This window comes from Enterococcus sp. 12F9_DIV0723, assembly GCF_002174375.1.
GTDB classification, from domain to species: Bacteria; Bacillota; Bacilli; order Lactobacillales; family Enterococcaceae; genus Enterococcus_A; species Enterococcus_A gilvus.
The window spans coordinates 1,638,305-1,651,456 of record NZ_NIBK01000001.1 but is presented as its reverse complement, the minus strand read 5'-3'; the positions used below and the strand labels follow the sequence as shown (position 1 = coordinate 1,651,456).

The following is a 13,152-nucleotide window of genomic DNA, read 5'->3' as shown; positions in this document are numbered from 1 at the left end:
AAAAACAGCCCTCAAAGAAAACTTGAGGGCTGTTTATGTTTTAGCGAATAACGGCTTGTAATTTTTCTTCTAGCTTCTTCGTTACTTTATTCATGATACGGTTGATTTCTTCGTCAGTTAATGTTGCTTGAGGATCTACAAATGTTAAATTGTAGGCCATAGATTTTTTACCTGCTTCGATATTTGCGCCTTGATACACGTCGAATACTTGTAATTTTGTTAAGAATTTTCCTGCAGCAGCTTTAATTACTTCAGCAATCTCTGCATTTGTATTTGTTTCTTCTACTAGCATTGCGATATCTCGACTCACAGCCGGGTATTTGGATACTGCTTCAAAGACTAAAGGAGCTTTCTCAGTTTCTATCAAAGCTTCCAGATTTAGTTCAGCTACATATGCTGATTTTAATTCATAATTTGAGGCTATTTTAGGATGCACTTGACCAACAAACCCAATCAACGTTTCCCCTAAAAAGATACCTGCCGTTTGACCGGGATGCATTTCAGTCATTTGAATAGACTTATATGAAATTTCTTTTGTAAGTCCTAATCCTTCAATCAACTCTTCTACTTGCCCCTTCACCGCAAAATAATCATACGACTCAGCGTTTCCTGACCAAGTTTTATTAGTTACATTCCCTGTTACAGCAATTGCAACATGGTTCTCTTCAATCGGTAGATCTTTTTTAGGATCATTATTTTGATAGAAAACATGCCCAATCTCATAAAAAGCTACATCATTATTCTTACGAGCTACATTGTAAGCTAAATCTTCCAGCATTCCACTGATTAAATTTAGCCGCATAGTAGAACGTTCTTCACTCATTGGCCACGCTACACGCGTTACTTTGCTTTCCTTCAACAAGAATTGTTGCGCTTTCTCTTCCGTAGTCAGTGCATAACTAATAGCTTCAGTTAATCCAGCACCTTCTAAGAGACTTCTTACTTTTCTCGTAGCTTTTTGAGCGCCAGTTAAAAAGCCAGCAACAGTTTGCCCTTCTGGTAATGTCGAAGGCAAATTATTATACCCGTAGATACGTGCGATTTCTTCCATTAAATCTGCTTCAATCGTAATGTCCCAACGACGCGGAGGAACACTGACCGTTGTAACGCCGCTTTGTACGTTTGAATCGAAACCAAGTGAATGGAAAATAGTCGTGACTTGATCTTGAGTCAACTCTGTCCCTAAGAAGCGATTGACTTTCTCAAGTGTTGTGCTTACCTCAACATTTTCAGGATGAACTTCACTGCCTTTGACTGCACCTTGAAGTACCTTTCCTCCTGCTAATTCCGCGATCATTGCTGCCGCTACTTCGCCAGCTAAACTGATTTCTCCTTGATTGATCCCTTTTTCAAAACGCATCGAAGCTTCACTTCGAAGATTATAGCTTTGTGAGGTGCGACGAACTAGTGTATGATCAAACATCGCCATTTCCAACGCAACAGTAGTGGTTTCATCAGAAATTTCTGAATCTAATCCTCCCATGACACCAGCTAATGCGACCGTAATATCTCCGTTCGTGATGACAATGTTTTCTGAATTCAACGTCCGTTCTACGCCGTCTAACGTAGTTAATGGTTCATTTTCTTTTGCGCGACGAACCTTAATTTCTTTGCTGCCTAATTTGTCATAATCAAACGCATGCAACGGTTGACCAAACAACAGTAAGATATAATTCGTTACATCCACCACATTACTAATCGGGCGAATGCCTTCGTTCATCAAACGATTTTGCAGCCATTGTGGACTTGGACCAATTTTTACATCCTCAATAATGCGGATTTCATAGTGCGGCGCGTCTTTTGTGTCAGTCACTGAAACTTTGATTCGATCACTTGCTTTTTCAGTTGCTTCTTTTAATTCTACAGCGGGAAAGTTCACTTTTTTATCGTAAATAGCCGCTACTTCATGTGCAACGCCGCGAATGCTCAAAGCATCTGCGCGATTAGGTGTGATTGACAAGTCGATAATTGTATCATCCATCTCCAAGTATGAAAAAACAGGTTCCCCTGCGATTGCATCGGACGGTAGATAATAAATGCCTTCCGCATATTCTTTAGGAATCACGGAGTCGCTATATCCTACTTCTTGTAAAGAACAAATCATCCCATTAGAAACTTGCCCGCGCATTTTTCCTTTTTTGATTTTCACATTTCCAGCGATACGAGATCCTGGCAATGCAACAATCACTTTAACACCCGCTTTAATATTTGGTGCGCCACAGACGATTTGAGACAACTCGTCTTCACCGATATCCACTTGACAGACAGAAAGATGATCCGAATCAGGATGTGGAATGCATTCTTTGACATCCCCCACAACAATCTTTTTCAAACCTTCTTCAGGTGATTCTAAGCCTTCTACTTCAATTCCTGTCAATGAAAGACGATCAGCTAACTCTTTCGGTGCGACATCTTTCACATCGACATATTCATTTAACCATTTATATGACACTAACATTGTTACTTACTCCCCCTTGAATTGTTCCAAGAAACGAACATCGTTTAAATAGAAATTTCGAATATCATTGACTCCATAACGCAACATGGCAATTCGATCTGGACCTAATCCGAATGCAAAGCCAGAGTATTCTTTTGAATCTATCCCTGACATTTCTAATACATCGGGATGAACCATGCCGGCACCTAGAATTTCAATCCAGCCAGTATACTTGCAAACGTTGCATCCTTTTCCTCCGCATTTAAAGCAGCTGACGTCCACTTCAACAGAAGGCTCAGTAAATGGAAAGTAACTTGGCCGTAAACGAATTTTTCGATCTGCACCAAATAATTCTTTTAACAATACTTCCAAGGTTCCTTTCAGGTCACCCATCGTAATCCCTTTATCAACCACTAATCCTTCAATTTGATGGAACTGGTGGCTATGGGTCGCGTCGTCTGTATCGCGACGGAAAACTTTTCCTGGCGAGATCATGCGAAGCGCACCTTTAGAGAAATCGTGTTTTTCCATCGTGCGCGCTTGAACAGGCGAAGTATGGGTGCGTAGCAACACATCATCAGAAATATAAAAGGTATCTTGCATATCACGAGCAGGGTGATCCTTAGGCAAATTCATACGTTCAAAGTTATAATGATCAGATTCTATTTCTGTTCCTTCCAATACTTGATACCCCATGCCGACAAATGTATCTTCAATTTCTTCCATAATTTGAGTTAATACGTGGCGCGCTCCATGAGAAACTTTTTTACCTGGTAAAGTTACGTCTAAAGATTCTGCTGCTAATTGCTTTTCTAGCGCACGCTCCGTCAAAATCGCTTTTCTTTCCTCAACGGCTTTCGTCAAAAGATCTCGTATTTCATTAGCGAAGGCACCGACTTTCGGCCGTTCTTCGGCTGAAAGATCACGCATCCCTCTTAATACTTCCGTAATCGGTCCTTTTTTTCCTAACGTTTCAACACGAATCGTTTCCACATTGGAAAGTTCTTCAGCGGCATTGATTTTTTCTAACGTTTGGCTTTTTAGTTTTTCTAATTGCTCTTGTAAACTCATTGTTTTCTTCCTTTCCCTATTGCTTTAAAAGATAGACCTCAACGAATGATCTATCAAATTATAAATGAATTAAATGGACTCCTATCCCCGTCACGACTTAGTCTAATACCACATAGTGAAGAGCCGACAGTTTCTTTTCGCTTACTAGATATGAAGAGAAACTCGCAAAAAAAGACCCCGTTCCACAAAGGAACGAGGTCTCGCGATACCATCCTAATTCGTCAACAAAACATAAGCTGACGCTCTCACTTTTTAACGGCTATGCCGGTCTTACGACAAGCTCCAGAAGTGAACTTCATCTTTTCTCTTCTTAGCCTGCTCACAGTCAACGACAGACATTCCCTTAAAGATCAAAAAGACTACTCTTTTCCATCAACGCTTTTTAAACTATTCAATTGACTATCCCAATACTACAAGAAATCAAAAAATTTATCAACTACATTCTGAGTCTGTAATCCATGTATCGCCCCACTGATGAATTTCCTTCATCACTGTTTTTAAAGCTTCGCCTTTTTTCGTCAGACAATAATCCATTCGTTTTTGACTTCCACAGGAGATCACTCGACCTACGATACCTTCTGCTTCTAACTCTTTTAACCGCTCGGTCAATACACGATCACTGACATCTGGAATCATCGCAGCAATATCGACAAATCTTTGAGGTCCACCTTCTAACAATACATCAATAATCAAACCGTTCCATTTTTTGCCTAAAATTTGAAAACCTTTCTCAAATTTTGGACAGAGTGAAAAGTCCATTACTTCTACTTGTTCCATAATTCTCACCTCGATAGAGAGAGTATAGCACATCACTTACCTTTTATAAGTATAACTTGCCTAGCACTAAGGAGTTTTTAACAAATCAATTGCTTTGTCTCCTTGTAAGAAAATAAGGTATGCTGCTTTGACAGGTTTTTTCTTTGCTTTTTCAAGGGCTTCTTTGTATAAATTTAGCTGTCCGCGATAGCGAGTGAGCAATTGTCCTTCTCTTTCTGGCGTATAGTAGTCTGTTTTTAAATCATATAGAATCAATTTATCCTCAAACTCTAAATACCCATCAATAATCCCGTGGATCAAAATCTCGTCTTGATTTTGATAGTCTTGAAACAATTGATCTGCAGGCAGCAGCATCGCAAAGGGTTCCTCGCGATGTAGCCGACTGGCATTCTGAATCACAAATTGCCCGATCTCTGATTCAAAGAAATTTTGGATACTTTCAACTGAAATTCTTTCGGCAATTTCATGTGTCAGCGTCTGGCGGGAAACTAATTTATCAATCAATTCACGAATTGTATCACTTTCGGGAGCTTTATGAACAGGCAATAGCTGCATAATTAAATGCGTCGCTGTTCCAATTTCAGCAGCAGAGACTTCTCTTTTAGTTCCTAAAAATTTTGGTTCGCCTAGCTCTGTTTCAGTAAATCGGTACTGTGTAGGCGCAGTTGTCGTGGTCAAATCCAAAGGCTCTCGATTATCAGGGTCATCATATAAACGTTTCAGTTCAGAAACAGATTGATAACTTGTCGTTCGAGTTGCCTCGGGGTAAGGATACTCATAAATAAGCTTTGTCTTTATAGGCTGAATATTAATGGCACCTTGCGGGATATCCAGTGTTTTAATTTCAGGAAGATAACTTTGAACCTCTTCGGCGATTTTTTGCGGATCTATAAAATCTATTTTAAAGACCGCTGGATGTTGTTTCAGAGCAACTGGATGCGTTACTGCATACTCTTTTTGATACTGCTCCATGATAGGATGCCTGAATAATGTGAGTCCTACCCATTCCAATAAATTGCTTTTTTGACCGCTTCTAAGTCCGGCATCTAAAACGAGCGTGTCGTTCAATGCGCCTTTGCTCCATTCCTTAAACGCTGCTTCTTCATCGTCATAAGAACCTACTAAAAATAATTTTTGTTCCGCACGCGTAAGAGCAACATAAAGCTTTCTCATTTCTTCTGACAATAATTTATTCAAGTTCTTTTGCTTAACTGTTTGGAAAAGCAATGTATCCTTCCTAATTCTCACATCTGGCGTTAGTAATTTTACACCCAAACCCAATCGTTCATCGAAAACATAATTTTTACGAGTATCTTGCACATTGAAGCTTTTACTCATATCCATTAGGAATACAATCGGGAACTCCAACCCTTTACTTCCGTGGATCGTCATCACCCTTACCGCGTCTTGAAGCTCTTCAGTCGGAGGTTCACCGAGGTCTTTATCTTTCTCCTGCATCTTCTCAATAAATCGGATAAATTGATACAATCCGCGGAAGCTGCTTCGTTCATAATCTTTTGCTCGCTCAATCAGTGCTAATAAATTGGCGTGTCGTTGCTGACCAGCGGGCATTCCTAAAACATAATCCAAATAGGCTGTTTCATTGTAAATTTTTACTAGCAAATCCGCTAATGCTTCACGTCGAGCATATTCCCGCCAATCATTTAATTGCGAAATGAATAGTTCAAGTTTCTCAGCTACAGAATCCTCATTGTCTTCTATATATTTCTTTACTGCTTGATAGTACTCTTTTTGCGGAAGAACTAGTCGAATCTGTGCTAACTCCTCCTCTTGAAGTCCAACAATCGGCGATCGTAATACGGCGGCTAAAGGAATATCCTGATAGGGATTGTCAATAATTTGTAGTAAAGAAATCATCACTCTTAATTCCGTCGATTGAAAATAATTTTGAGTGTCGTTGATTGCTAGCGGAATCCCTAGCTGCTTAAATACTTCTAAGATTGTTAAATTATTACTTCTCGTTGGTGTCAACATGACGATGTCCTCATAACGGACAGGCCGCATCGCCTTTAATTTCTTATCGTAAATTTCAAATTTTCCGTCGATCAGTTGCCGAATCTTAGATGCTGTCATAAAAATCTCACCCATGGATTTATCTTCTATCCATTCTGGCACATCCCCATTTTTTTGATAGATCAATACTTCTGGTGAAAAAGTATCCGTTTCTGGAAATGCAGAAAATCCATTAATCAATTCCGCCTGTTTATCGTATTCTATTTGACCGACTTTTTGGTCCATCAGCTGCGTGAAGATTAAGTTTGTAAAATCAAGGACTTCTTTTCGAGAACGAAAATTTTCTGCTAAAATAATTCTGCGTCCATCGTTTTCCTCAGCAAAATCATGATACTTTTCGATGAATAATGTCGGATCAGCTAAACGAAACCCATAGATGGATTGCTTCACATCGCCCACCATGAAAAGATTTCCTGGGGAATCCGAACTTAAGCAACGCAAGATTGTTTCTTGTAATTGATTAATATCTTGATATTCATCAACCAGGACTTCAGCAAACCGTTTCTGATAATATAGCTCTGCTGGTTTGTTTCCATCGACTTCTGCCTGCAAGATTTGTAAGGTAAAATGTTCAAGATCGTTGAAATCCAACATTCCTTTTTCACGTTTTTTAGCTGAATACTCATCAATAAAAAGTTTTTCCACTCGAACCAATTCTTCAACAATCGGCAGAGCTTCTAAAAGACGTGCTACCTGTTCTTCAGGTGAAACGGAAAAATACATCTCTTTGATTTTTGTCAAACCTTGCTTTGCTTGGTCACGATAGTTTTTACATTCGGCTATGACATCTCCATAAAGCTCCTTCACCTCTTTTTTTCTTGGAGAAGGGTATGCAGTAAATTTCATCATCTCAAATGTAGTGAATGCCTCATCCAGATGGCCTTCTGTCACTAGCTGCGCAATGCGTTTAGTTATCGCCCATTCTTTTTCTGCAAGTTCATGGATTTTTAATAGGTCTTCAGTTCCCTGACTAGCAGCGATCATCCATTGATACGTTTGTTCTATCTCTTGTAGAGTCTCTAAGACTTGTGGACGAATAACATTCTTAAATAAATCGGAATCAACGAGACTTTCCACTCGGTAATTTTCTACTAACCCTTCCAACCATTCAAAAGGATTGGGATTTGCCCGGGCAAATTCGTACATGGAAAGAATCAAATCCTCTAATCCGCTATCACTTCGATCATTTGAAAAATTTTCAGTTAAACGATAAAAGATTTCCTGATTTTCTTCGTAAAACGTTTCCCGCAGCTCATCCCACACATCCTCTTTTAGTAAGATCGTTTCTGTATCGTCTGTCAGCATTCGGTAACTCGGATCTAGATCAATTAGATAGAAGAAACGCTGAATTACTTTAGAGCAAAATGAATGCAGCGTTGAAATATTCGCCATCGGCAGTAACGTTAATTGCCGGGTAAAATGATTCTTTAAAGTTTGATCCGTTTCCTCGTTGATTGCTTGTTGCAGCGCAGATTGGATACGCTCCTTCATTTCACTGGCCGCTGCTTCAGTAAATGTCACAACTAAAAGCTGGTCTAATGATAATTGTTGTCGTTTGATTCTCTCGATCACGCGACGGACCAGCACAGCAGTTTTTCCAGATCCAGCAGAGGCGGATACTAACAAGTTGGTTCCTTGGTCGTAAATCGCCTGCCACTGAGAATCGGTGTACATTTCGTTTGGCGCCTTTGGAGGGATAGGAAAATTAATTGTCATGTAGTTCGTCCTCCATTCGTTTCAAAACTTCCTCTTTTGAGAGCTTCTCTAAGCGGTGGTAATTATTTTCTTTCAGCATGGCATCAAATTTACAAACGCTGCGAAATGGACAGTATTGACAAGCGATTCGTTGATTATTCTTGTAACTCGGATTTAATTTAATTTCTCCGGAAACAATCTGATTACCAGCCTTTTGAATTTTTTCTCGATTGTATTGTCGTAAAAGCTCCATTTCATCTAAGTCGTAAAACTTATCCTTAGATTGTGACACGATTACAGTTTGTCCATTTTTATCTTTTTTTATTGGGAACAATAAAGAATTTTCTTTTTCTAGCAAGCTCTGATCTAACTGATCATATAGCTCCGGCTCTTTTGCAAACAAGCCATCATATTGATAGGCTTTTAGCATGTCTTTTTCGACATTTTTAGGATCCTTTAGAACAGGATTATGAACATGGAGGTAATAGGCCCCTGCTGGTTTTATTTGCTTGTCATTTGCCTGACTAAAATCTGTTACGGCTACATCCAAATACGTAATCAATTGCAAGGCGATACCATAATAGGCATCTGCTACATTAAAACTATGCGGACTCGACTTATAGTCAATGACACTTAGCCAGTCACTTTCTGCACTGCTTAGTTGATCCAATCGGTCGATTTTCCCTCGGATCGAGACTTCACCACCATTTGAAAGAGGCAATTTAATTCCCGGAATTCCTTTTTCGCCACCGATAGAGCCAAAAACAACCTCGGTTTGTTGGGGTTCAAAACTTGTACGCATTCCTTGCTGAACCAATCCCCAACTGACTTTTTGTATCGTGCGTGACAATTGGTATCGAATGTAGTTCATTCGTGCTGAACTAGACAAAATTGCAAATTTTAACTCACCGAAAACGTCTTTCAATACTTGATCGGCTAATCGGTTACGCTCTGCTTCATTTAACTCTGCCAATCGAATTCCTTGTTCTTTTATCAAACGGAAAAAATGATCCAATGCTTCATGGTAGAAATCTCCCGCAGCTGCTGGAGTTAATCCGTATACTGTGCGCTCCTTTAAACCCAATCCAAAGTTCGCAAAATATTTATACTGACAGTTATAAAAGTTTTCAATCCGTGAAACTGAAACATAAAGATTCTTTCCATACAAGCGTTCGGCTGTTTCGGGAAGCAATGCACGCGGGACATTTAAATCTTGTAAGCTTTTAAAAACTCGTTGTGCCATTGGAGCGATGGTGCTATTTTGAATAAATTTTTGCAACTCTCTCCAAGCAGGCAGTAACGGACGATTTTCATCCTGTGCCATTCGATTGAGAGCAATAAGGTCAGAAAGCAGTGTTCGAATCGTTCCCAAGTGGTTTTCAGGCAAACTCATCAATTGTAGGGACTCATTTTCTTTAATTGAAAGATGGAGCCCTTGGCTTAGTTGCTTCAAAAAGGAAGAAACTTCTAACTTCTTCTCTCCGTCTACAGTAGTCGCTACACTCAAATAAAGCTTATCCGTTGCAGACAAGAAAACTGAATAAGCCAGAAAAGGTTCTCGATTTACTTTTGAGCTATTGCTTTCCGGTAAAAACTTTCCTTCAGGCAGGTTTTGATTAAAAGCAACACGTTCCTCAGCAGTCAAAAGACCCTTGTCATCAAAACGAGCTGGAAAATCATTGTTGTTTAAGCCAATAGCAAAAGTGACTTTCATCTGATCTACTCGTGCTAGTTCTAAATCGTTGACGCGAACTTGATCAATGGCGGTTGGAATCTTCCCATATGTCAGATTCATTAATCCTGCTAAAAAGATTTCTTGGAAAGTTTCCCACTCAAATGAATCGTTGCCGTAGATCAATACATACTCGTCCAAAAGATCTAGAAGCGCTTGCCATGTTTGCTCATGATTTCGAGCTTTATCAAGATTTCCTTTAGAAACTTCTTGGTCTCGCCAATACAACAATTGGCGTTTTACACCGCTGGCTTCCATGAAGTGATAAAAAATCGTGGCAGCTTCTACTCCGTTTTCAGCTTGTTTTATTTTCTTAAAAAAATCTGGGACGGTTTGTTGTACGGAACGGCGAACCTCATTTGTTGTTGACTCTAATTCCTTTGCATCCTTAAAAACCTCTGCTTCGAAATCGTAATCAACAAACTCCCAGTTTGCCTCTTTTGTCCACGCGCTGCCTCTAAAATTATAGGCCAAGCAAACATTTTCTGTTAAATCAATCATTTCCCTGTAGCGTTGTTGTTCAGCAAACCACGCGTCCTTCGCCCAATCGAATGGCGCGAACAGCTCTGTACGGAGCATTCGAAAAACATCGTTAATCCGATAATGGTAATTATCCATAAAAAAAAGAGCCTGTAAAAACTCGATTAACGGATGTGCCGCCATCTCTTGCGTCTCATCTAAATAAAACGGGACGTCCAATTTATTAAATACATCAGGCAAAACACTATTATAAAATTGCGGCTTGCGAAGCAAAATTTGAATATCGTTATAACGATACCCCTCTTCCCTGACTAATCGACGAATTTCTTCGCCAACTTTACGAATTTCATCGGCGATCGTGGCGTATTTAGTAATCTTTAGTTGATTCGTATGGGCTAAGTCGCTCGTTTTCTGATTTGCCCAAAAATCTCCCACTTGATTGAATACTGAAGTTTTTTTGAGACAAAATTGATCTGTACGAACGGGAATTTTTTGAATGTCTGCCTGACTCTTCAACTGATAATATGTTTTTCCAGGGTCCGCGAATAAATTCAAAGGATTCGGTTCTTCGTTAGGATATGGACGGTCAAGTTCTAACGAAACAAGTAGCTCTCCACAAGTCATCAATGTAGTTAAGATAGTTAACTCTTGTGCATTAAATCGTGTAAACCCACTTACGATAAACAGGCAGTTGGACAAATTTTGACTCTCTAAATACGTATGCAGCAACTGTAGCGGGTCTTCGTTCGCTACATTGTATTCAAGCAATGCGTCCTCATACGCAGCAAATACTTTTTTAAGATCTTGTAATTTCAATACTTGATCTTGGTCGCTTCCACTTTCGGCTAAGTCCTCTACCGATACATTTCCAATTTGCATCTCTTGATAAAAACCTGCCAATTGTTGAATAAACCCTGTTTTATTTACTTCTCCGCGAAAAATCGTTAATTCTTCTTGTTGTTCCTTCAGAATTTTTCGCAAAATCATTGCGTTTCCGGCTTCTGATAAAATATTTCCAGGAACCTGTCCATCTCGCTGTAAAAAAAACCAAGCAAGTCGCTGGAAACTAAAAACTTGTGTGCGTATCGTACTAAATTCTGTTGTGTGGTTCCCCTTCTTCATAGCTGACAAGAGATGAATCTCTTGCTCAAATTTATTATAATTGGGGACTATGAAAAACACACGATTCTCTATATTTTGTTTTAACCAATCTTCCGCAGTTTGGACCATTCGTTCTACCGAATCGTTTTGACCAGCACCTAACAAAAATTGTAATGGCATCGTTATCGTTCCCCCTCTTTTCTTCAAGTGATGTTACTCGATTATTATAACAGTTCCGTCAAAAAGACGCATAATTGAAGATAAATAGTACGCAAAAAAAGACTAGCAAAAAATGCTAGTCCACAGTTCCAAATCGATTTAATGGCCAAAAAACAAACTTCACATCGGCCATGATGTTCTTCTCCTTGATCATTCCAATGATTCGGCTGTCTTTAGAGATGCGACGATTGTCTCCTAAAACGAATAATTCGCCTTCAGGAATTTTTTCGGAGCCATATAGGTCTTTTAAGTTAAAATCATAAGTCAGCGGTTGACTGTCTGTTAATTCACCTTTGTACTCATCCAAATAAGGTTCATCCGTTTTCTTTCCATTGATATAAAGCTGGTCATCCTTATATTCAATCGTATCGCCAGGCAAACCAATTACACGCTTAATATAATTTTTCCCTTCATCGTCAGGCGCTGGAAAAGTTACGATGTCAAAACGTTTGATCTCAGTGTTCTTTAGAGCAATCACGCGTTCGCCATCTGCTAATGTAGGGTCCATAGAATCCCCTTTAACAACGACAGGTGTAAAAACAAAATGTCGTAGTCCGATTAAAATCGCTGCTAAAATCAAAAAATAAATAATTGTCTTTACTGCCTCTTTTATATTCACTTGCGAACCTCCATTCTAACGATCATAATAGTAGTTTATCATATTTGATTCATTTATCAGCAGTTATTCTTTAGCTAGAAAGTTTTTTATTTTTTCTCAAGCATATTTCTTTCCTTACTTTTTGTAAGATGATAAAGTAATCATTGTTAACAAAGAAAAAAACAAAAAGGTGGAATTATTATGTCTCAATTTTTAGAATCATTAAAAGAGCGTCGTTCACATTATGCACTGTCTCTTATACACATCTAGATGTGTATAAGAGACAGGTGTAGGTTCGAGCCCTACTATCCCAATAAAAATAGGGGTTCTATTCATTGATTGAATAGAACCCCTTCTTTTTTCCTTTAAAATTATGGCTTTACAACCATTACATTACAACTTGCATGATTTACTACATACGCTGTAGTAGATCCCACTATTGCTTGTTCTACTGCACCCTTGCCAGTTGATCCAAGTATAATTAAATCTACTTGCGTTTCAACTGCGTAATCGACAATCTTCCGTTTAGGATTTCCAGAATCAATTTTAGTTTCGTAGTCCAACTTACTGATATCTGAATTAGCAATGAGTTGCTCGAGCTCGATTTCAGCATTGTTAAGATGGAATTTTAATGCATCATTAATAAATGCTGGATCTCCTAAAGAAAATTTATAATCCACAACTGTAAGTATAAAAAGTTTTGCGCCATTACGTTCAGCTATGTTCAATGCTTCATTGAATGCATCAGTAGAAGCGGTAGAACCATCCACTGCCACAAGAATTTTTTTATAACTTTCTTTCATTGAGAACGCCTCCCTTAAAATCATTATACAACACTTATAACTTTCTAGAAAATCAAAATGCCACCAACTTCCAACAGCATTTTTAAATTAATCGTCTAAAAATAGTAATAATATTAGTTTTTAAGCTAATATTTCTGTGGTAAAATAAATTGAGCATTGATTCACCGCCAACTATTGCTAACGCTCGTTGGACTTGTTGCTCTTT

At 38.8% G+C, this 13,152-nt stretch carries 7 protein-coding genes and 1 other annotated feature; all 7 genes read right to left on the bottom strand.

Annotated elements, in window-relative coordinates; all coding sequences use genetic code 11:
- Window positions 1-40: 40 nt before the first annotated feature.
- Window positions 41-2,458, bottom strand: coding sequence for a phenylalanine--tRNA ligase subunit beta (pheT, locus tag A5868_RS07855; RefSeq protein ID WP_086303876.1), 2,418 nt, complete (start codon window positions 2,456-2,458; stop codon window positions 41-43).
- 6 nt (window positions 2,459-2,464) lie between these two features.
- Entirely contained in the window at window positions 2,465-3,508 is a 1,044-nt protein-coding gene (pheS, locus tag A5868_RS07850; RefSeq protein WP_086303878.1) for a phenylalanine--tRNA ligase subunit alpha, read from the bottom strand.
- Between the two features lie 185 nt (window positions 3,509-3,693).
- Window positions 3,694-3,893, bottom strand: a binding site (T-box leader).
- A 47-nt stretch (window positions 3,894-3,940) separates the two neighbouring features.
- Window positions 3,941-4,285, bottom strand: coding sequence for a winged helix-turn-helix transcriptional regulator (locus tag A5868_RS07845; protein WP_010780848.1), 345 nt, complete (start codon window positions 4,283-4,285; stop codon window positions 3,941-3,943).
- A 66-nt stretch (window positions 4,286-4,351) separates the two neighbouring features.
- On the bottom strand, window positions 4,352-8,035 hold the full coding sequence (gene addA / locus A5868_RS07840; RefSeq protein ID WP_086303880.1) for a helicase-exonuclease AddAB subunit AddA: 3,684 nt from the start codon (window positions 8,033-8,035) through the stop codon (window positions 4,352-4,354).
- A complete protein-coding gene (locus tag A5868_RS07835; protein WP_086303882.1) occupies window positions 8,025-11,507 on the bottom strand; it encodes a PD-(D/E)XK nuclease family protein in 3,483 nt (1,160 codons plus the stop codon). The genes addA and A5868_RS07835 overlap by 11 nt, the downstream gene beginning before the upstream one ends.
- Window positions 11,508-11,622: 115 nt before the next feature.
- Window positions 11,623-12,165, bottom strand: a complete 543-nt coding sequence (lepB, locus tag A5868_RS07830) for a signal peptidase I (RefSeq protein ID WP_010780851.1) — start codon at window positions 12,163-12,165, stop codon at window positions 11,623-11,625.
- Window positions 12,166-12,515: 350 nt separating this feature from the next.
- Window positions 12,516-12,947, bottom strand: a complete 432-nt coding sequence (locus A5868_RS07825) for a universal stress protein (RefSeq protein WP_087654141.1) — start codon at window positions 12,945-12,947, stop codon at window positions 12,516-12,518.
- Between the last annotated feature and the right edge of the window lie 205 nt (window positions 12,948-13,152).